The sequence below is a fragment of the Okeania sp. SIO2C9 genome, from assembly GCF_010672455.1.
Taxonomy (GTDB): Bacteria; Cyanobacteriota; Cyanobacteriia; order Cyanobacteriales; family Microcoleaceae; genus Okeania.
In genome coordinates this window covers 71,706-92,568 of the sequence record NZ_JAAHGO010000005.1, presented here as the reverse complement: position 1 = coordinate 92,568, position 20,863 = coordinate 71,706, and the positions used below count along the sequence as shown (strand labels likewise).

Annotated in this window: 18 protein-coding genes and 1 pseudogene; 10 read left to right on the top strand and 9 right to left on the bottom strand. The window is 36.9% G+C overall.

Features of this window, described 5'->3' with window-relative positions; genetic code table 11:
• The first annotated feature begins 6 nt into the window (after window positions 1-6).
• The gene (locus tag F6K23_RS05755) at window positions 7-687 is read left to right on the top strand and encodes an SH3 domain-containing protein (protein ID WP_293151831.1); all 681 of its coding nucleotides are present in this window, start codon (window positions 7-9) and stop codon (window positions 685-687) included.
• 899 nt (window positions 688-1,586) lie between these two features.
• Here the strand turns inward: F6K23_RS05755 and F6K23_RS05750 are convergent.
• The 7 genes from F6K23_RS05750 to F6K23_RS05725 form a co-directional block, all read right to left on the bottom strand.
• A complete protein-coding gene (locus F6K23_RS05750; RefSeq protein ID WP_293152019.1) occupies window positions 1,587-1,913 on the bottom strand; it encodes a XisI protein in 327 nt (108 codons plus the stop codon).
• A 213-nt stretch (window positions 1,914-2,126) separates the two neighbouring features.
• Entirely contained in the window at window positions 2,127-2,222 is a 96-nt protein-coding gene (locus F6K23_RS41520) for a hypothetical protein (protein ID WP_367267637.1), read from the bottom strand.
• Between the two features lie 198 nt (window positions 2,223-2,420).
• Complete coding sequence (locus F6K23_RS05745; protein WP_293151828.1) at window positions 2,421-2,618, bottom strand: element excision factor XisH family protein; 198 nt, start codon at window positions 2,616-2,618, stop codon at window positions 2,421-2,423.
• Between the two features lie 476 nt (window positions 2,619-3,094).
• Window positions 3,095-3,610, bottom strand: a complete 516-nt coding sequence (locus F6K23_RS05740; RefSeq protein WP_293151825.1) for a hypothetical protein — start codon at window positions 3,608-3,610, stop codon at window positions 3,095-3,097.
• Window positions 3,611-3,615: 5 nt separating this feature from the next.
• Window positions 3,616-4,872: an AAA family ATPase gene (locus tag F6K23_RS05735; RefSeq protein WP_293151822.1), complete on the bottom strand. Its 1,257-nt coding sequence runs from the start codon at window positions 4,870-4,872 to the stop codon at window positions 3,616-3,618.
• A gap of 445 nt (window positions 4,873-5,317) precedes the next feature.
• The gene (locus F6K23_RS05730; RefSeq protein ID WP_293151819.1) at window positions 5,318-6,712 is read right to left on the bottom strand and encodes an MFS transporter; all 1,395 of its coding nucleotides are present in this window, start codon (window positions 6,710-6,712) and stop codon (window positions 5,318-5,320) included.
• Window positions 6,713-7,510: 798 nt separating this feature from the next.
• On the bottom strand, window positions 7,511-9,355 hold the full coding sequence (locus F6K23_RS05725; protein WP_293151817.1) for an NAD(P)H-quinone oxidoreductase subunit F: 1,845 nt from the start codon (window positions 9,353-9,355) through the stop codon (window positions 7,511-7,513).
• Between the two features lie 232 nt (window positions 9,356-9,587).
• On the opposite strand from F6K23_RS05725, the gene F6K23_RS05720 reads away from it, so the two are divergent.
• From F6K23_RS05720 to F6K23_RS05675, 9 genes and pseudogenes are all read left to right on the top strand, one after another.
• Entirely contained in the window at window positions 9,588-9,737 is a 150-nt protein-coding gene (locus F6K23_RS05720) for a hypothetical protein (RefSeq protein WP_161564658.1), read from the top strand.
• An 11-nt stretch (window positions 9,738-9,748) separates the two neighbouring features.
• Window positions 9,749-10,060, top strand: a complete 312-nt coding sequence (locus tag F6K23_RS05715) for a carbon dioxide-concentrating mechanism protein CcmK (RefSeq protein WP_124146612.1) — start codon at window positions 9,749-9,751, stop codon at window positions 10,058-10,060.
• Between the two features lie 435 nt (window positions 10,061-10,495).
• Complete coding sequence (locus F6K23_RS05710; RefSeq protein ID WP_293151814.1) at window positions 10,496-10,837, top strand: carbon dioxide-concentrating mechanism protein CcmK; 342 nt, start codon at window positions 10,496-10,498, stop codon at window positions 10,835-10,837.
• 329 nt (window positions 10,838-11,166) lie between these two features.
• Window positions 11,167-11,292, top strand: a complete 126-nt coding sequence (locus tag F6K23_RS05705; protein WP_293151811.1) for a hypothetical protein — start codon at window positions 11,167-11,169, stop codon at window positions 11,290-11,292.
• 94 nt (window positions 11,293-11,386) lie between these two features.
• Window positions 11,387-11,689 carry a EutN/CcmL family microcompartment protein gene (locus F6K23_RS05700; RefSeq protein WP_124146614.1) on the top strand — a complete coding sequence of 101 codons (303 nt, stop codon included), beginning with the start codon at window positions 11,387-11,389 and terminating at the stop codon, window positions 11,687-11,689.
• 259 nt (window positions 11,690-11,948) lie between these two features.
• Window positions 11,949-12,083 (top strand): annotated as a pseudogene (locus F6K23_RS05695) (RRXRR domain-containing protein); the annotation flags it as partial.
• Window positions 12,084-12,210: 127 nt separating this feature from the next.
• A complete protein-coding gene (locus F6K23_RS05690) occupies window positions 12,211-14,580 on the top strand; it encodes a ribulose bisphosphate carboxylase small subunit (RefSeq protein WP_367267634.1) in 2,370 nt (789 codons plus the stop codon).
• An 84-nt stretch (window positions 14,581-14,664) separates the two neighbouring features.
• Complete coding sequence (locus tag F6K23_RS05680) at window positions 14,665-15,951, top strand: hypothetical protein (protein WP_293151807.1); 1,287 nt, start codon at window positions 14,665-14,667, stop codon at window positions 15,949-15,951.
• A 445-nt stretch (window positions 15,952-16,396) separates the two neighbouring features.
• The gene (locus F6K23_RS05675) at window positions 16,397-17,176 is read left to right on the top strand and encodes a carbon dioxide-concentrating mechanism protein CcmK (RefSeq protein WP_293151804.1); all 780 of its coding nucleotides are present in this window, start codon (window positions 16,397-16,399) and stop codon (window positions 17,174-17,176) included.
• Window positions 17,177-17,436: 260 nt separating this feature from the next.
• Here the strand turns inward: F6K23_RS05675 and F6K23_RS05670 are convergent, their stop codons facing one another.
• Window positions 17,437-17,667 carry a hypothetical protein gene (locus F6K23_RS05670; RefSeq protein ID WP_293061774.1) on the bottom strand — a complete coding sequence of 77 codons (231 nt, stop codon included), beginning with the start codon at window positions 17,665-17,667 and terminating at the stop codon, window positions 17,437-17,439.
• Window positions 17,668-18,045: 378 nt separating this feature from the next.
• Window positions 18,046-20,406 carry a PhoX family phosphatase gene (locus F6K23_RS05665; RefSeq protein ID WP_293151801.1) on the bottom strand — a complete coding sequence of 787 codons (2,361 nt, stop codon included), beginning with the start codon at window positions 20,404-20,406 and terminating at the stop codon, window positions 18,046-18,048.
• Window positions 20,407-20,863 lie beyond the last annotated feature (457 nt).

Here is a 20,863-nt window from a genome sequence, read left to right as displayed (position 1 = left end):
AAAAATATGCGTCAACCAGTGGCATTGCTAACATTAATATTAACGATCGCCCTCGGTGTTCCCAAAAGAGCGATCGCTACAACTATTAAAATAGCTCAAATATCTCAAGAAACGGCTAGTTTATGTCGTCAAGTTAATGACGAACAAGGTTTAATCGTTCAAAAAAGACCAACTCCAAACTCTCCCACAGTAGGTACAGTAAATGCAAATCAACAAGTAAAATTAATAGAAGGTTATCGCAATATTAGAGGTCCAGCAGGTCGAACTTGGGTAGAAATTACTGCTCCTATTTCGGGGTTTGTTTCTAGAGGTTTTCCAGGCAATGAAAATAATTTAATAGAATGTTCTGAAGTAGCGACAGAAACTTCAACGGAACCTTCCACCCAAAATAATTCTGTTGATAATTTGCCTACAGAAACACCATCTCCTACAGAGTCTACATCACAAGTAGATCGAAATTTATGTCGTCAAATTGATAGTAAAAAAGCACCACGGGGTTTAGCAGTACGGACAAATGCTACTAGACGCTCCGAATATAAAGGAAAAGTACCTGTTGATAGTCAGCTTACCCTTGTGGAAAATTATCGTTTAATTCCCGACCGAAATGGAGAAAAACGTAGGTGGGTAGAAATTACTTCTCCTCTATCTGGGTTTGTTTCTGCTGGTAATTTAGTTAAGTGTGATTAAAAGAAGGCAGAAGGCAGAAGGCAGAAGGAAAGGAAAACTTCAAAGGGAGAAGGTTTTTTGATCGTTGATTATCCGGACATGATATTACACAACTTTTGAGCTTTAATATCACCCAAATTCTCTTTATTCAGAGGCAAATACGTTAGTATTATTAATCAACCAATCAAAAAAAACAGAAAGAAATAGCTGTACGAAAAGTCTGTATTTCTTCATTTATTAATGGATAATTGATAATGGATAATTGATAATGACCTCTGGTTAAAACCGTTACGGAATTGAATATAAGGAAATGTTATTTCTTTTTTTCCCCTTAATACCAATTTGATAAATTTTTGCTACAAATAGCTAGGATATTTCTTAGGAGTCAGGAGGACAGAGTCACATGGGAATTGCTTCAATACCAGTTTTTAGGTAGTAAACTCTCTTTTTTGTCAAAGGAAAATTTCTTGCGAAATATTTTTATCTCACTTATTATTCAAACATATTCTTTTTCAACTTGGTATAAAATGGGAGTATTTAAACCATAATTATTTAATTATTAATTATTCGGTCAAAGTATTCAAAGGTTTATTTATTCATTCCCTGTTATACCAAGGGTGAAAAAAGAATGCTACAAAAAGTTGATCGGATATGCTGACAAATAGAGATTCCAGTTGATTTTATATCAAATCCGCTTAATTCGGTATAAAAAAATTTTCATCTTCACCTAAAGAGCAAATCTTTCTAAATTCTCTTTTCTCCTGACTCCTGAGGACTGACTCCTGACTCCTAAATTAACTATCTAATTACACCGATGCTACCGGATTTGATATTAGATAGTTATCTCTATCATTTTTTCCTTTTTTTCAATATTAATTTCTTCCTTCTTGCTTCTTGTTTCTTGCTTCTTCCTTCTACCATTAATTCACTGCAAATTCTGTCAAATGTCGCACTTCCGGTGGATGAAAACCTAATACAATTTTATTTTTAGGAATACCTGCCATAAGTAAATCTGACGCAATTCCATCTTCTAATCCATCTTCGTGAATCCAGATTTTCTCATTAATAATTTCCAAGTGAACCACAGAAGCATGAACTCTTTTTCCTTTTAAATATCCTACTTTTAATAATAAATAGTTTTTGTGGTCTTCACCAACAATAAACTTTCGTTCTAAGTTACCGTGAGCATAGGGTAAATTAGCATATTCTCCCAAAATTTTAGTAATAATTTGATGATAATTATTTATGGTATCTATTCACAAATAACCTCCTGTTTTGCATCAAAAGTTATTAAACTCAGCCTTTGATTTTTTAATAATATTTGACCAATAGGTTCATTCAAAAATTAATAATTAATAATTAATAATTAACAATTACCTCTCCTTGAAAATAATAGGATTGACGTGGTAGGGAAAATTTTTTCTTTTTTCTCCTTTATAAGGAAAGGCTTTAAACCTTAATTATTCGGTAAAAAACTCCTCTAAAATACTTTCTGTAATCGCTAAATATAGTAACCGCTCCGGTTCAATATCTTGTATAATATCGTAGTATAAAATATATTTACCGAATAATTAATAATTAATAATTAATAATTAAATAATTCTGGTTTAAAGCCGACCATTTTAAGGAAAAAAAAAAGTCCTAGGATATTTCTTTATATTCAATCAAGAATGGTTTTAACCAGAGGTAATTATCAATTATCCATTATCAATTATCCATTAATGAACTCATGCTTTTTCTAAGTCGTTCACTAGCTATAAGCTAGTAAAACTTTTAATCTCCACAGCAATTTTTTTCAAACCCTTTTCAGCAGAAAGTAATTTGTCAGCTCCCAAATCAACAAACAAATCTCTTTTTCCAATACTCAAAATATAGGGGTCATTAGTAATCATCCATCCATCCTTAATCAAAGCATTTGTTACTATATCGTGATAGAAGTCTTTAGCTGGCATTAATCCTTACTCCTGAATCTTTAAACCAACTTTTTCAACTATTATAATACAATAGGTTGGATTAAGCAGTAGCGCAACCAAAAACATACAATATGATGGTGTTACATATTTGTGCGATGAATTGTAAGCTTGGAGAAAAAACAAGTTAAAAGTATTAAATATGAGATTTACCTATGCCAAAAAAGATTCATTCTTTGATTCAGCAACCCAACAAATACAATATTATTGTTGGGTTTTCTTCCTCAATACAACCTACAAAGTTCCAGTTATAATACAGTAGGTTGGGTTAAGCGATCGCGCAACCCAACAAATACAATATTATTGTTGGGTTTCCTTCCTCAACCCAACCTACAAAGTTCCAGTTTTTTATTATAAATATTTAACCGAATATAATATTAGATCGACGATAGTTTTATCATAGCTTATGGCTAAAAATTAAATCTTATTAATCTACAAATAATGTAAATATTGCTGCTTTATTTTTTGTATTTTCTGCGTCTAGGAATCAGTTCAGGTTTTGGGGGTTCATAAGATTTTAAACTTTTATCCCCAGTGAAAATTTCCACATCAGCTCCTGACTCAAAATAATAGTCAACAATCCGTTTAATTGTAGCATCTCCCAATGCAAGTCCTTGACTAGCAAAATTCGGAAATTCATCAGCTAAATCCTTCAAATTTTCTGTATCCCATAACTTTGACTGTTCTATAAATGCTGCCCAAGGAGTTTGATTATCTGCAGTTAGTTTCATCAAATTTCCTAACTCTTTAGCTATTTCATAACGCTTACTATTTGCTTGAGCAATATGATTACCTGTTTCAATAATTGTGGCTAAAGGTAAAACAAAAATAGTCTTTGCTTTCTCCTCTTTTTCCAAGATTTCATAGACTTTAACTTTATCCCATTTATTATCTTCAGACCCACAAGTTTCCTTCCCAGGTATACCCAAATAAACACAGAGAATTGAAGTATCAATAATTAGCACTTTTTTCATACTTTCTAATCTGCTTTGAGACTTTTCTCAATCAAACCCTTACTAGCAATTTTCCCTAAAGTTCCTGATGCCATTAACTTCGGTAAATCTTCAATATCCTCTAAAGGAATTAACTGACTTTCTCCAGTTTGTTTATCTCGATAAGCTACCATCACAAAAGGAATAAATTTTGGAGTTAGTTCATCTAATAAAGCAGAATTATGAGTTGTAACCAAAACATCAATTTGGCGCTGCTCTCCAATTTCTCTTAACATTTGTAATAGTAATCCAGCACGAGAAGGATGCAAACCATTATCTACTTCTTCTATAACAATTAAACTTTCTTCTGGCTGAGTTAACATAGCTGTTAAAATTGCCAAAAATCGTAAAGTTCCATCTGACATTCCACGAGCATCAACTATCATTGGTTCTTGATTAGAATGCCAGATTTCTTCACAGTAAAGCATGGCATCGCGACCTAGTCTTCCTACAGTTTCAGCCCAAATTTTTCGCATATCCCCCTCTGGTAATTTTGCCAGATATTTTAATAAATATTCCTCTACTTCAGCCTTCTGTTTTTCTGGTAATGCTGCTAAAACTCCGGCAATATTAGAACCGTCTCTTTCTAACTTTTTTGATAGGGGTGAATAATCCCGCATTTGGGAAGGTATGGGATTTAAAATAAAAATCTTTTTGAGAAGATTTGGTACTATACTTTCGGCAAGCATAATTTGATCAACATTATCAAATCCATAGCAAGGAATCTGTGTTGTAAAACTATCCAACCAAGGATTAGGATTGGGATAAATTTTTTCAATATATTCTTTATCTGCTTCAAAAAGCTTATACTTTACCCCGTCTGGTACCACAGTTGAGGAGATCAAAGAAAGTTGCTGAAATGAATTACTATCTGAGAGTTTTTGACTATCAATCAAAGTTAAAGATTCATATATTACCTGTATAGTAGGTTGAGTTTCTATAGTAATTTTATAAAGATAATCACCCGCTTCATTTTCGCCATCTACTAATACTTGAAAACTAAATTTTGTTTCAGGTTTTCTAACTGCCCACTCAACTCCACCTCTAATACCTGGAGTAAAGCGATCTCCTGTTAATACCGTTTCTACTGAAGTACCTTGCATAATACTATTCAAAAAATCCAAAGCATCAACAACATTAGATTTTCCACTAGCATTGGTACCAATTAAAACTGTTAAAGGGTCAATATATAACTCAGCATGACGGAAACTTTTCCAATTTTTCAAAGTTACTTGTTTTAACATCAGACTTCTCCGAAAAAGATATAGATTTTTTGCAGGAGTAGGCAACAGGTCATTTCAGTTATCAGTACCTCTGCAATAAGGAGGCTTGACATCAGGAATAGTCTCTTTTTTTTTCCCTTTAAAAAGAGAGGTTTTAGACCACAATTTTTCGGTAATATATGTTGACTAAAAAGGCACAAAAAATGTTTTTTTAGGGTGAAGTTTTATCTCCAAAGCTTGCTATAATTAAAAGGTTTATTTATTTGTCACCAGATGTCTATTAGACATCTCCAACAATTAAAAATAAAATCAATTATCGGCATAAATCATCAATTATTTCCCCCTCCATACCTATTTCCCTATTCCCTATTCCCTATTCCCTTTTTTCTAGAGATGTCTATTAGACTTTCCACCTAAAATCTAAAACCTATCACCTACCACCTAAAACCTAACACCTAACACCTTCTTATTCTTTTCTTTCTCTCAATTTCAACAAAATTTCATCATGTACTTCCCGTGTAATAGGATATAAATAAGCCAACAATAATCCAACAATTAAAAACACAGTAGGCAACGGACCAATTGCCACACGAATTGCCAAAAGTGCAGACTCCGGTTGAATAGGTGGAGTCTCCCCAGGAACACTTTCAATAAACCCAGCAATATCCAAAGCTACCCCTACCAAAAACAATCCAATAGCTAACCCTACCTTCTGTAAAAAAACCATAAAAGAATAAAAAATTCCCTCCCTTCTTTGCCCAGTATTTAACTCATCCAAATCAATAACATCAGGAATCATTGACCAAGGAACTAAATAAGCAGTTGATACTCCAAAACCAGCCATTATTGCCAAAGAATACATTAAACCAACCTGTCCAGGTTGAATAAAAAACAACCCTCCCTGAGCAATTATCCACAAGCAAACACCCATAAAATAAACAGCTTTTTTCCCCAGTTTTTTACTAACAAAACTCCAAACAAATAACATAGTTAAAGCAGTACCTTGAACAGCGATCGCCACTTGAGGAAAAGTCGCTTCTGGTAACCCCATCCAGTTAATTACAAAGTAAGGCAAAATCGAAGCAGTTAATTGCACTCCCAACCAAGAACACAGATAAATTCCAATTACAAATAAAAACGGAATATTACTAAAAGCTACCTTAATTTGTTCACCAATAGGTAAATTAGCATTATTACCTTCCTCCTGTTTTTTATTAACAGAAAGTGTCCGTTTACGAGTCCCCAAAAAACACCAATAAATAGGTAAAACAGCAATTATTGCACAGACAATACCCAACACTAAATATTGTTGAATAGGATTATCTGGGAAAAGAGAAAAAATTAATTGAGCAAGAACCAAAGAAAGAATACTACCACCAATAGAAAAAGCAAATCTAAAACTATTTAAACTGGTTCGTTCATGGTAATTTTGTGTTAACTCTGGAGTCAAAGCAGCGTAGGGAAGATTAACAACCGTATAAGCAATATTAAATAAAATAGCAATTATCACATAGTACCAAAATAAAAAAGATTGATTCGTACTAGGAACTATCCACTGCAAAAAAAATAAAATCCCAAAAGGAATAGCACCAAAAACCATCCAAGGATAACGTCTCCCCCAAGGATGAACAGTGCGATCGCTCATCACCCCAATTATCGGGTCATTAATAGCATCAGAAATTTTACCAATCATCAAAATACTACCCGCAATACCAGCAGGCAAACCAGCAACATTAGTAAAGAAAAATAGTAAGAAAAATACCTGGATATTAGCACAAATTGCCGGACCTAGATCGCCAGCACCATAAGCTAATTTCGTCCAGAAATTAAGTTTTTCAGTTTGAGGGGAAAAGTTATTCATAAGATATCTCCAAAAAATAGGGAGTAGAAAGTTTTAATTAGGGTTTGCTGAAAAAGTCTTTTTTAAGGAGTAGGGGAGCGGGGGAGCAGGGGAGAATTTTTTTGCCCAACTATGCGCTAAAAGTGCTAACTTTTTGAGCATGAAGAGCTGAAAACCATGTACTTTTTCAATACCTAAAAAGACTAAAACCTTTATATGGTAATTATTTTAGATTTAATCAGCAAACCCTAATTAACATACAGCAAATTCCAAGTATATGAAGTACAGATATTAATAATTCAATCCTATCAGTGCGAGCATCTTGCTCGCGTAGGTGTAACTCATCAAAGTGGAATACGCTGTAAAATACAGAGATTTTGGCTTATAGCGGTTTCCATTTGGGTAGACCACAGTAGGGACTTTCCATGGAACATACCTACAAGGTTTGATGTGTGAAGATATGGTTAATCAATTTGAAAACCGCTGTAAAAGCAGAGGGCACAAGTTTTGTAGTTTACCTTTGTGAAAACCGTTATAAAGACTCAACACTTAGGTTTAATATAATAGGACCTACGCACGAAGCACGAAAAAGTAGGGTTTGAGATTGCTTCCCTGTCGGTCGCAATGACAGAAATACGTTCTACTGCATAAGTCCTGATATATATAGATATCTCCAGAAAATAGGGAATAAGCAACAGGAAGAAATATTTGAATATTTATGGATAAGAACTTGAGTCAAAGCACTAATACCAAAACGTTTTCAAATTCAGCTATAACCCTTCTGCCTTCTTCCTTCTTCCTTCTTCCTTCTTCCTTACTTCAAAAACTAAAATCAATCAACCAAAGCGCCAAAACCCCCAATACACTAATCCCTATCAAAATAGTAAGCACATAAGATTGACCTTTACCAGACACCCCATACTTCAAACCTTCCCCACTAAAAATCGTTGCCAAGCCAACTAAATTAACAACTCCATCAATAATATAACGATCTATCCAAGCATTTAACCTTGAGAGTTGAGCAACTGCAAATACCACAGTTACATTGTAGAAGCGATCAATATAGAAATCATAAGCAAGCAGATCTTGAACAAAACGCAAAGGAGCTTGTACCGGTCGAGACCAACTTCTACCTAACTCCATCGTGCTGCCAAGAATCACACCAATCAAACCAGATGTAACTAACAAAATGACAACAGCTAAATTAATATAACCCCAGTCAGGTAATAGTGATAACCGTTGCATCATTATCGGCGTTAGTAGAGTAATGATAATTAACGATACCATAGGCACAGCCATCGGCCAGGGAACTTCTGGTGCGCGTTTAGTTTTCGGTTGAGATTCACCCAAGAACACCAAACGGTAAACACGAGTTAAATTTAAAGCAGTCAAAAAATTAACAAATAACAAAACAGGTACAACCCAAGGATCGATAATCCAAAACACATCCAAACCTTGTCGTAACGCCCAGAAACCCCCTAAAGGTAATAACCCTATTAAACCTGCAGTGCCTACTAAAAAAGAACTTGTAGTAACTGGCATTCGAGACCATAACCCCCCCATCTCTGTAAGGTCTTGGCTATTAGTAGTCAATATTACACCCCCAGCACTCATAAATAATAGGGCTTTAGCAATGCAATGAGCCAATAGTAATAGCAAGCCAAAACCAGTCCATTGCGTACCAACAGAAATAAATACTAAACCCAGGTAAGCGCTAGTAGAATGAGACAAAGCACGCTTAAGGTCAATTTGAGCTAGAGCAACTAGAGAAGCTCCGATCGCCGTTACAGTTCCAACCGCCACTAATGCATCTAGAGCTATAGGAGCAATAATTAAAATCGGCTGCATTTGGATCAGTACATAAGCTCCGATAGCAACCACCACAGTATTGCGCAAAATCGAAGCTGGATTTGGCCCTTCCATGGCCTCATCCAACCATAGATGCAGAGGAAATTGAGCGCATTTACCTATTGGCCCCGCAATCAAAGCCAATCCTAACAAATTACCTGTAATCGGAGAAAGTTCTACTCTTTCAGCCCATTCATATAAATCGCTAAAATTCATACTTCCAGCCAAAGCTGATATAGCAACTACTCCCATGAGTAGTAAAACATCTCCCACCCGCTTCGTTAAAAAAGCATCTCTAGCTGCTGTTACGACTAGGGGTTGAGCATACCAGAAACCTACTAACAAATAAGTAGAAAGAGTCAGCATTTCTAGCAAAGCATAGGAAATGAACAAAGAGTCGCTAATTGTTAAGCCAGTCATTGCTGCCTCAAAAAATCCCATTAGTCCAAAAAATCTGGCTAGCGCCCAATCCTTTTCTAAATATCCCAAGGCATAAAGTTGGGCTAATAGACTGAAACACGTCACAACATCCATTGCTCCAACGGTTACAGATGAGATATTAAAGGCAAAAGACAAGTTGAGGTCTGCCGTTTGTAGCCAGTTGAATATGATTTCTCGTGGTTCTTGGCTCCAGACAGCTTGATAAACAATGGAGCCATGAATAAAGGCCACTAACGTCATCAAGATATTAAAATAAGCTGCTGGCCGTGGTCCGGTGCGTTGGATCATCCCTGTTGACCAGGGTAAAGTCAAAATTGCTCCAACTAATGCATAAAAAGGTATCCACCAACAGTTTTCAGTCAGAAATTCTATCATTTATTATTTATTTACTTTTACTGTTAAAAATAAATATATATTATTAACATAGGTTCTACTTATTAGTGAGTATATATACTGATTTTTTTCTGCTTACGGAGGTTGGTTCCAAAAGTAATAAAAAAAAATTTAGGATTGGTCTGTGGAGGTTGAGGATCGCTGAATTCATAATTAAGTCCAAAGATTTCAATCTTAGGGAATTTATTTTTCTATATAGCTGCAATTATGAATTATGATGATAGTTGCTATTGTCAACGATGCCATGTTTCTCTATGCTAAAACTATAGCATTTGATAGATTTAATCATAATAATGGGAATTCCCTTGAAAACTATCTGGAGACAACACTGGCCTCAATGCTTAAGTTAACTATTGGTCAATAGGAGAAAAAAAAATGCCAATTGCGGTGGGAATGATTGAAACTAGAGGGTTTCCAGCGGTAGTAGAAGCTGCTGATGCGATGGTTAAAGCAGCTAGAGTTACTCTGGTCGGTTACGAAAAAATTGGTAGTGCTCGTGTAACAGTAATTGTCCGAGGAGATGTATCGGAAGTACAAGCTTCTGTTGCTGCAGGTATAGAATCAGCCAAACGAGTTAACGGTGGTGAGGTAGTATCAACTCATATCATTGCTCGTCCCCACGAAAACTTAGAATATGTATTGCCAATTCGATATACTGAGGAAGTCGATCAGTTCCGAACTTATTAGTGAGAAAGACTCATTTGAGGCAGGGAGAATTACTACAAATATTTTGACTAGAACTGGTAGATAAAAATTTTTTTTTTGCAGATAAAAGTAACAATAATGATTAAAGTCTTAGAGCTAAGTAATTTTGCAGATCAAAACATATACATCTGTAACTAAGAATGCTTGACTTTCACAAGCTTTAAGATCCTGCTTTAGGTTCTGTGAGAAAAAAACACCAACTTTACCCTAAGATTTTAGGGCAATCATTATCAAGAGATTGCCCATTCCAGGGAAAGCTTGCAAAAATTATCATCTAAAATTCTAGTAAATTTAGGAATTAATCGCTCCCCAACTTAAGGTATTATTTGGAAAAGCAATTATTATTCCAAATAACTATAGCTAGGAAAAGTCAATACATATACAAGTAAAGTAAAAGAATATCACGGAGTAAGAATAATGTCAATTGCCGTCGGGATGGTAGAAACCCTAGGCTTTCCAGCAGTCGTAGAAGCAGCAGATGCAATGGTGAAAGCTGCACGAGTCACCCTTGTTGGCTATGAAAAAATTGGTAGTGGTCGGGTAACTGTAATCATTCGCGGAGATGTATCGGAAGTACAAGCTTCAGTAGCAGCAGGAGTTGATAACGTCAAGCGGGTAAATGGAGGCCAAACAATGTCTACCCATATCATCGCTCGTCCCCATGAAAACCTAGAGTATGTTTTACCTATTCGTTATACAGAAGAAGTAGAACAATTTCGTGACAGCACATCTTCTATTCGTCCAGTAAACAGACCATAACTTGATTGCAGATAGCAGGTTTTGAGATTGAACGGAAAAAGATAATTTACCTAGAAGTTGTTTCCTAGAGAAAAACAGTAGTAGATTAGTTTCCTACTTTGAAAAGCTGTATTCCTGGGAATGAGGATTTTATTATCTACAAGAGTTAAATGGAGTATACCTTCAACAGATATAGTTCCATTAGTGAACTTCTGGATTTTATTAAATCCTCAATCCTGACTGTAGAATTGTAAAATAGTTTCTGTTTTTAGTCTGATCGCTGAAAGCTGCAGTTTTTCAGATGTGATAAATATCTTAAGGATGCAGCTATTAATATATCAAAGCCTTCAGTGATTATTAGTCAATATTTACTGAAAGCTGAAGGGTATGTTATGGCAGTCAAGCATGACAATGACTTCCTCAAGGCTAGAAAAAATTGGCACTTCTGGGTAGAAGCAGGAAATATTAGTGAATAAATTCTAGCACATAATCAAACTGAGAGTGAAAAACAACTTTTGAAGTTTCAATCTAAAATCTAATATCTGAAATCATGTAATTAAATTAGAGATCATGCAAATTGCCAAAGTTCGTGGCACTGTTGTTAGCACCCAAAAAGAGCCTAGTTTACAAGGAACAAAGCTACTTCTGCTGCAATTCATAGACGAAGAAGGCCATCCACTGCCTAAATATGAAGTAGCTGCCGATAATGTCGGAGCCGGAATAGATGAATGGGTTTTGGTGAGTCGCGGCGGAGCAGCTCGTGAAATACCTCGTAGCGAACAACTGCCTATAGATGCCAGAGTAGTCGCAATTATTGACACAATCACGGTGGACAATAGCATGATCTACGGTAAAAAAGACCAATATCGTTAAACACCTTTGAAAAACCTAGCCAAAGAAAGGACATTTCTAAGATTGTCTCTCAAAGGTTGCAGATCGAGTCAGTACTGACTACGTTGGCAGGTCACGAATACCGTATGCGAACTCCAACATACTCATAGTCGCTCCTGATTAAGGAAATCGTTAAAGTGCGATAATCGGAAGTGGGTTTTGTACCGATAGTGTCAGAAGCATGAACAAGCCTGGCCAACATGATAGAGGAACACTTTACTGAAAAGGACTAGACACCACAATGTCTAATACTAATTACGTTTTTGTCATAGATACAAACAAAAAACCATTACAACCTTGCAAACCAACTGTTGCTCGTAGGTTGCTAAATTCGGGCAGAGCTTCTGTATTTAGACGTTTTCCGTTACATTTTGTCCACAGTTGTCGATAAATGTCTAGGAAAATGCTGTCTAAAACTTAACAGTTGGATGTTGAAATCTTGAACTGCAAGACATTTACTTAATATACCAACACCCAACATTTAGCTTAAGGAGAAAAAAAATATGCCACGTCGCAACGAAGCGGCTCCACCGACCCCCTGGTCAAAAGACTTGGCGAAGCCCAAGATTGATAAGACAGCTTACGTTCACTACTGTTCTAACATAATTGGAGATGTTAGTATCGGTTCTCATGTATTAGTAGCTCCCGGTACATCAATTCGTGCTGATGAAGGAACTCCCTTCTTTATCGGTGCAGGAACCAATATCCAAGATGGAGTAGTGATCCACGGCCTAGAACAAGGAAGAGTAGTAGGAGACGACAACCAACACTATTCTGTATGGATAGGTAAAGATGTTTCTATCACTCACAAAGCCCTAATTCACGGCCCCTGCTATATCGGGGATGAATCTTTTATCGGCTTTCGCTCTACAGTATTTAATGCCCGTATTGGTGAAGGCTGCATCGTGATGCTCCATGCTCTCATCCAAGACGTAGAAATTGCTCCCGGTAAGTATGTACCTTCAGGAGCAATTATTACAAATCAACAGCAAGCAGACCGTTTGCCAGACGTACAACCAGCAGATCTGGAATTTAGCCATCATGTGGTGGGAATTAACGAATCTTTACGACAAGGTTATCTCTGTGCAGACAATATCTCCTGTATTACACCTATTAAAACTGAAATGAATAGTAATTACGGTAACGGTAACGGTTACAGTTACAAATCTTCTGTAGCAACTGGCTCCTTAAGTCCAGAAGTAGTTGCTCAAGTAAGACAGCTAGTATCCCAGGGATACGATATTGGCACAGAACACGCTGATGTTCGTCGCTTCAAAACTGGTTCCTGGAAAACTTGTTCTCCAATTCAAAGCAAAAATTCCTCAGAAGTAGTAGCAGCTCTAGAAGCTTGTGTCGAAGAACACGCTGGAGAGTATGTACGTCTGTTTGGTATTGACCCCAAAGCCAAGCGCCGAATTTCTCCAATTATGATTCAACGGCCTGATGGCAAAAAAATTGCTCAAAAATCGACTACTGGTAACTATAATGTTCCCGCTGCTTTTGGAGGTCAGTCTGCTACAACAAATACCACAGGGTTAACTCCAGAAATTGCAGACCAAGTAAACTCCTTGCTATCTCAAGGATACAAAATTAGCACCGAGTATGCTAATGAACGTCGCTTTAAAACTAGCTCTTGGCAAAATGGTCCGACTATTTCAGAAACCAGTGCCTCACAGGTATTACCAGCTATAGAACAGTTTTTGGCAGAACATAGCAGTGAATATGTACGTTTGATAGGTGTTGACCCTGTAGCTAGGCGTCGTGTTGTAGAAACATTAGTTCAACAACCAGGCGATCGCCCAATTAAGCAATCTGCTGTTACCTCTTTCACTGCTAAAACTCCTGCAAATAGCCAAGGTAGTGCGGTCAATACAGGATTAAGTCAGGACGTTTTAGCTCAAGTAGGTTCACTATTTAATCAAGGACATCGCATCGGCATAGAACACGCTAATGCACGTCGCTTTAAGACTAGCTCTTGGCAGAGCGCTCCCATCTCAGCACAGACTACTGCACAAGCAATAGAGGAATTAGAAGCAGCTTTGGCACAGTATAGTGGGGAATATGTACGTTTAATTGGTGTTGATCCTGCTGCCAAACGTCGGGTGTTGGAAGTATTAATTCAGGAACCCAATGGCAAACGCCAAGGAGTTGCTACAACTTCTAATGGAGTAGGCAATAGTCAGCCTCCTATTTATAATACTGCTCAAACCAGTCAAGGTAGTGCAGTCAATACAGGATTAAGTCAGGAAGTTTTAGCTCAAGTGGGTTCACTCTTTAATCAAGGACATCGCATCGGCATAGAACACGCTAATGCACGTCGCTTTAAGACTAGCTCTTGGCAAAGCGCTCCCATATCGGCACAGACTACTGCACAAGCAATAGAGGAATTAGAAGCAGCTTTGGCACAGTATAGTGGGGAATATGTACGTTTAATTGGTGTTGATACCGCTGCCAAACGTCGGGTGTTAGAAGTATTGATTCAGGAGCCAAATGGCAAACGTCAAGGAGTTGCTACAGCTCAAGTTACAACTTCTAATGGAGCAGGCAATAGTTATCAACCAGCATATAGTAGTGTAACAGCTACTGCTAGTACCCAGAAGCTAACTCAAGAGGTTGTAGAACAAGTTCGCTCTTTGATTGCTAGTGGCTACAAAATAGGTACAGAGTATGCAGACCAACGCCGTTTCAAGACTAGCTCTTGGAAAACTGATACTCAAATAGATGCTAAACGTGATGCTGATGTTTTCCCAGCTATTGAGGAAACTCTAGCTCAACATGAGGGAGAATATGTCCGCTTAATCGGTATCGACCCTCAAGCTAAACGCCGTGTTTTAGAAATGATTATTCAGCAACCTAACGGTAAGGCTAAGTAAAAAAAACCAGAAAGTCAAAAGTTCAAAGTTGTGACTTTTGACTTTCAGTCCGATAGTTGAAAGGAGTTTTATGGAGCAGTATTTATGCAGTTTACACCACTACAACCAATTGAAAATACTGAGCCTTTTGTTAGTGGTGATGTAAAAATTGAGCCGAATGTTGCGATCGCATCTGGCGTCATTCTCCAAGCTGCTGCTGATTGTCAGATAGTTATTGCTACAGGAGTTTGTATTGGTATGGGGGTTATTCTCCATGCTTACCAGGGCAACATTGAAGTTGAGTCAGGAGTCACCATTGGTGCAGGAGTTTTAGTGGTTGGTAAGAGTAAGATAGGGGCTAATGCCTGTATTGGTTCAGTGACAACGATTATAGAACATGATGTTGAACCAAATCAAGTTGTACCACCGACTTCTATTATAGGAGAGTCTGGACGACAAATCTTAGGAAATTCTACTACAGCTCTATCTCAAACAGTTTTAACACCACAAATAACAACTACTACTAACAGCAATGATGATTTTTCAGTAGACCGGGAATTAGGCAGCAGTTCTGAATTGAGTGAGGAAGAAATCTCTCACAAGAGTACTTTTAATTATCCAGATAATCATCAGGAATTAGGCATTAGTTCTCCATTGAGTGAGGAAGAAATCTCTCACAAGAGTACTTTTAATTATCCAGATAATCATCAGGAATTAGGCATTAGTTCTCCATTGAGTGAAGAAAATATTTCTCAAACAAGTACTTTTAATCCTCTAATTAATAATCAAGAATTAGGCAGTAGTTCTCCATTGGGTGAAGAAGAATTATCTCAAAAGAGTACTTTTAATTATCCAGTTAATAATCAGGAATTAAGCAGTAGTTCTGAATTTAGTGAAGAAAATATTGCTCAAACAAGTACTTTTAATTATCCAGTTAATAATCAGGAATTAGACAGTAGTTCTGAATTTAGTGAAGAAAATATTGCTCAAACAAGTACTTTTAATTATCCAGATAACAATCAGGAATTAGGCAGTAGTTCTGAATTTAGAGAAGAAAATCTCTCTCAGAAGAGTACTTTCAATTATTCAGTTAATAATCAAGGACTAAACAGTAATTATCAATTTTTCAAAAAAAATGAACCTGAAAATGATAATTCTCATGCTCTTACTAATCAAGAATTAACAAATACTTCTTCATCACCAGACCAAGAAAATACTCAAAATGAAGAAGAAACTCAAAATAAAATTGAGCAGGCTAAAACTAAACTACAAGAAGAAGCACCTGAAACCACAAAACCTCCAATCTACGGACAAGATCATGTAAATAGGATGATAAAAACTTTATTTCCTCATAAAAATTCTCTTAGCTCTTCTCCCGATGAAGAAGATTAGACAAGTAATAGCGAGAAGGGAAACACAGATGCTGAGAGCAATAGAAACTTTTGTTACTGTTTATTAATGCTAGTTGAGATAAACTAAAAAATCTGATTTAGAGCAGCACATTTTTAGGCATATTTTTAGCAGGTAAACAGCCCTTGGATAGTTGACAATATAACTATTTTTTGATAATAAAGGGCTTGCTATTTTCAAAAAAAATATAATATAATTTAGGAAATGTAGAGACCTAACTGATAAAACTTGACTCTCATGTAGGGACAAAAAATTATTCAAAATCTCTTTCGTCTTTCTCAAGTAAAGTCTAATCGGGTAAACTATATTAATTTATATTTTTGATTTTATATAAAAATTTCTTGAAGTAGCTCTAAAGACCATCAGCTAGAATTTTGAAGAGAGTTTAGGTGGGTTCACTGCTACGCCTAAGTCAAAGAGGTAGAAAATGAAAATACAAACCCACAATAACCATAATCTAGAATCTCTAGAATCGCCAATCAATTTTGGAGATTCAGCTCTTGGTTTAATAACAACTAGGAGTTTTCCTGCCATAGTTGGTACTGCTGATATGATGCTGAAGTCATCTGGGGTTATTTTGGTAGGATATGAAAAAATTGGTAGTGGATATTGTACTGCAGTAGTGCGCGGTGGTGTTGCTGATGTTCGTTTAGCAATAGACTCTGGAGCAGAAACAGCGAAAGAATTTGGACAACTTATTTCTCATACTGTGATTCCTCGACCTTTACCTAATTTAGAAGCTGTACTACCTATTGGCAGTCTTTTATTGAAATTATCTCAAGGTAGAGTTTCTGCTGAGTTTAGAAATAAGGCAGTTGGTCTGATAGAGACTAGAGGTTTTCCAGCAATGGTGGGAGCTTGTGACGCAATGCTCAAAGCTGGTGATGTACAGTTGACTGCTTATGAAACTACAGGGTCAGGTTTATGTACTGCTATTGTTCGGGGTTCGGTTTCTAATGTGGCAGTGGCAGTGGAAGCTGGAATGCACGAAGCAGAAAGAATTGGAGATTTAAATGCTGTAATGGTAATTCCTAGAGCATTGGATGATTTAGAAAGGACATTACCTATAGCTACTTATTTAATTGAAGAAAAATCTGAACCTCTACGTTTGCCATTGGCAATTACAGAAAAAGAAAAGGAGCTTGTGAGATTACCAGATTTTTCTCAACTTCCTGTACCTATGAAAGAAGAGGTTAAGGATAAATAATATATTTTACTTAGGTGCTTAAAATCAAAAGTAGCGGACTGACAAAGTTAAAACTGCGCAATGGCAAAATTTCACCATTTTTTTCTAATAGACATCTCCAAAAATCAAAAATAAAATCAATTCTCACACAGAAATTATCAATTATTTCTCCCTACTGCCTACTGCCTACTCCCTCTTTTCTGGAGATGTCTAATGCAAAATTCAAGGAGTGGCATTGTTAATCTCTAAATTCCCTCCAGCAGATAAAACTTTTGAAAATTTTATTTGTAGAAGGATTTTCCTGGTTCGATAACTCCTTTTTCTTGTAAAGTATCGTTAATGGCATCCAACATACCAATATCTTGAAGGGTTGCCTTTCCAGTTAATGCTCTACGTAAAGTCATGTAGAAAGTCATTTCACCTAGAGCAATTTCATCTTTTTTTGCACTTCCCTCAATTATAGATTTTGCATAATCATTCAATTTCTTCTCAATGAAATCAGATAGTTCCATTTGTTTTTCCTTCTGTTACAAGTTATCAATCTTAATATGATACTACTTTTAGTGAAATAATCATATATATTTTTTTTGATTAAATATCTCCAGGAATAAGTTTGAAACTACTGGCGCGTCAAGCTTAACAAGCTATCAGCGCTTCAGCTATCAGCGCTTCCCTGCGGGATGCTACGCAAACAGCTAAAATCGGCGGGTTCGACATCCCCCAAGCTTATTTGAAAAAGGGCGTGGTGTGCGTTGATGGAGGTTTGTAGACGCGGAGCGGCTTCTCTTAAGTATCCCCCATCATACGCCTTGAGAGCTGACCGCTGACTGCTGAGTGCTATTTCAACTGTGTCGGTCTATTACTAGACCTTCTAGGGTCAAGCTAAAATATTAAACAAAGGCACCACCGTTCCTACGAGTAACACCAATTACAGAAGGTCTTGGCGGTAGCAAACCATTAAAACTACCTCCAGGGTTACCTGTATAACCTATATTACTAGGCCAATTACTACCACGAGGTACACTTCGCTGCTGAGTGAATAAACTTGTGCCATCCAGACTTAACATTTCAATATCTCGACCTAGTTGAACTCCATCTCCAATAGGTGCGCTTTCCCCTGGATGCTGTACAGCTAATAGTAGAGTCTCATCTACATTTCCATTCCTGATAAAGTATGGTCCAGTCATTTCGCAACGAGGAGGGCCATAAGCAAAAGGTACAACCAATCCAGCATTATCTCCAACAACAGGGATATAGAACAACCAGTTGTTACCAAATACCCCTGTTAAGCTAGAAACATTTCCAGTAGCAGTATGGTCAATATCTCTTAGCTCTCCAGCAGCACCAGTTCGGAAACCATTGTGATTACTGGTAGACATATCTGTTACACCCCAGATATTACCCAGAGTATCAATTTCTAGGTTATCCACATTAGCAAAACCTGCACCGTTAATAGCACCATCTTCTCCACTTTGCTCAAAAACTGACCAACTAAAGGTGAGACTTGTAGCATCGCTGTTCGTTTCAATGATTCGGTACAGACCGCCAAATTGTTGAACGGCATTAATATCTGCTGAGTATTTACTCACAACAAATATTCTGGAATCTGGATATCCATCTCCACCAGGTGCATTATCTGTATAGGCAATAAATACACTTCCATCACCAGGGTGAACTTCTACATCTTCAGGACGAGAGGTAGGAGTAGCTCCTACTAAGTTAGCAGCTAAGAAAGCATCACATAAAATAGCGCCTTGGCTAGTGTAAAAATCTCCTAGAGTCCTTCCCTGATAATTAGATAATACGCTTTCATTTGTCAGGTCTACAATGAAAGACCCACCATCCTGTTCTGCTCCAGGAATACCAGCACGTTGAGGTAAGCGAATTCGGCCATCTCTTTGAGCTTCACCAAAAGCGTTTAATTCAGCTTGAGCAATCTCGCTTGGTGATAGAGGATTAGTGGGAGTGCTAGGAACTAAGGGTATCCACTGACCAGAGCCATCAGGATTTAATCGTGCAGCATAAAGGGTCCCACTCTCAAATAATTGACTATTATTTGGGTCAGTAGGATTAGAAACAGTACCATTACTTACAAATTTCCAAGTATGGCCACCACGACGGTCATCTCCCATATATGCTACTAATGGTCTGCCTGCTTCTACTCGAAATGCAATATTTTCGTGGCGGAAACGACCTAAAGCTGTATGTTTCCTGTTTTGGAAACTTGGGTCTGCTGGAGAAATTTCTACCATCCAGCCATACTTTTCACCGACTAAACCAAAGATAAAACCTATCTCTTCATCTTCATCATAACCAGTTTGAGTACCGTTAGGTAATACGCCTTCTGTAACGCTACCTTGGAAGTTTTCTTCAGCAGTCAAAATTGTGCCCCAAGGAGTTGTACCACCAGAGCAATTGAAGGCTGTACCAATAATTCGATTACCAAGTCCATCAGAACTTAGAGGAAATACATCAGTAGCAGCAGGTCCAGTACCTATTAAGAAGTTTTGGTCTCCAGTCTGATAGCTAGCTGGACCCCAAGATGTAACGCTTTGATAACCATCTGAACGTTCAGAGTTAATTCCTAGTCCAGATAATAGATGTACTCGACGGTTAGCATCATCAGCGACAGTAGCATAACGACCATTACCACTTTTAGTGATACGGATAATAGATCCACCTTGGTTATAAGCAAATTCCCCACGGGTGAAGGAGCTCTCTTGAGATAAATCTAAACCTAGTACAAGTTGGTCTGTTGTGGGGAAACCAGCTAGGTCATCACCACCTATTAATGAGGATATGGGATAAGAGACATACTCATGGTTAACCCATAGGTAGCCATCATCAGGGTTACCATTAATAGGAATGAAACTTACATAATCGCAGTTATAGCCAAAGTATTCTTCTGGGTTAGGAAATACGCGATCGCCCCAAGCAACAATTACATACCTTTCAAATTCCGGAGGTACTATTACATCATCGAAGTATTGATAGGACTGTAATGCTACATCTACACCTGCTTCTATAGTACCTCCTTCTCCACCTATTCCTAAAGGTACAAAGCTAGGGTTATTTTCATAAGCTTCTAAAGGATGTGCCAGTTTTAGTGGTGTGAAACTCAGACCCCCGGTTTGAGCTTGAGCTATTTCGGAGCTACTACCCAAAAAATTGCCAATTTTTGGTGATAGTGCTGTAGCTGCTGCGCTACATCCGAAAAACATTAATAGTTTTCTACGAGTTAGTCTGGACATAAAACTTTATTTAGTTCTCTTCTGTGCAAGAGGTGGTAGATTACGGTTTCTAAATCTATTGCTAGCAGTATTTTTTACCTAGAAATTGTGTTTATATAGTTGGTTTTTTTATACTGCCTTCAGAAGTTTATCTAAACAAATTTATAGTTAGTTTATTGTTTGTTTAAGTTTAGTTAAAGTCTTGTTTAATTTTTGGTTAATTTATCTAATTGAGCAAGTATTGGGAAGATATTTTATAATATTTTCTTTCAATTTTATCGAGTGATTAAAGTTATATGGAGTCTAATTATTGAACTTAATTGAAGAAGGTTTTAGTTATTGAGGAGAGAATGAATTTGAGCAATTATTTAGCCAGTAAGTGTATATTATTCTGATGTTTACTACTCTGTACGGACGTTTCATGCAATGTCCCTACTCACTCCCCCACTCAAGAAAACATATAGATAGCTAAAGAATG

Excerpts from the sequence above, each read along its gene's own strand:
- F6K23_RS05710 (WP_293151814.1), top strand. The coding sequence starts at position 10,496 with ATGTCAATTGCCGTCGGGATGGTAGAAACCCTAGGCTTTCCAGCAGTC.
- F6K23_RS05720 (WP_161564658.1), top strand. The coding sequence starts at position 9,588 with ATGATGATAGTTGCTATTGTCAACGATGCCATGTTTCTCTATGCTAAA.
- F6K23_RS05700 (WP_124146614.1), top strand. The coding sequence starts at position 11,387 with ATGCAAATTGCCAAAGTTCGTGGCACTGTTGTTAGCACCCAAAAAGAG.
- F6K23_RS05680 (WP_293151807.1), top strand. The coding sequence starts at position 14,665 with ATGCAGTTTACACCACTACAACCAATTGAAAATACTGAGCCTTTTGTT.
- F6K23_RS05725 (WP_293151817.1), bottom strand. The coding sequence starts at position 9,355 with ATGATAGAATTTCTGACTGAAAACTGTTGGTGGATACCTTTTTATGCA.
- F6K23_RS05690 (WP_367267634.1), top strand. The coding sequence starts at position 12,211 with ATGCCACGTCGCAACGAAGCGGCTCCACCGACCCCCTGGTCAAAAGAC.
- F6K23_RS05675 (WP_293151804.1), top strand. The coding sequence starts at position 16,397 with ATGAAAATACAAACCCACAATAACCATAATCTAGAATCTCTAGAATCG.
- F6K23_RS05745 (WP_293151828.1), bottom strand. The coding sequence starts at position 2,618 with ATGCCAGCTAAAGACTTCTATCACGATATAGTAACAAATGCTTTGATT.
- F6K23_RS05665 (WP_293151801.1), bottom strand. The coding sequence starts at position 20,406 with ATGTCCAGACTAACTCGTAGAAAACTATTAATGTTTTTCGGATGTAGC.
- F6K23_RS05740 (WP_293151825.1), bottom strand. The coding sequence starts at position 3,610 with ATGAAAAAAGTGCTAATTATTGATACTTCAATTCTCTGTGTTTATTTG.
- F6K23_RS05735 (WP_293151822.1), bottom strand. The coding sequence starts at position 4,872 with ATGTTAAAACAAGTAACTTTGAAAAATTGGAAAAGTTTCCGTCATGCT.
- F6K23_RS05715 (WP_124146612.1), top strand. The coding sequence starts at position 9,749 with ATGCCAATTGCGGTGGGAATGATTGAAACTAGAGGGTTTCCAGCGGTA.
- F6K23_RS05730 (WP_293151819.1), bottom strand. The coding sequence starts at position 6,712 with ATGAATAACTTTTCCCCTCAAACTGAAAAACTTAATTTCTGGACGAAA.
- F6K23_RS05670 (WP_293061774.1), bottom strand. The coding sequence starts at position 17,667 with ATGGAACTATCTGATTTCATTGAGAAGAAATTGAATGATTATGCAAAA.
- F6K23_RS05755 (WP_293151831.1), top strand. The coding sequence starts at position 7 with ATGCGTCAACCAGTGGCATTGCTAACATTAATATTAACGATCGCCCTC.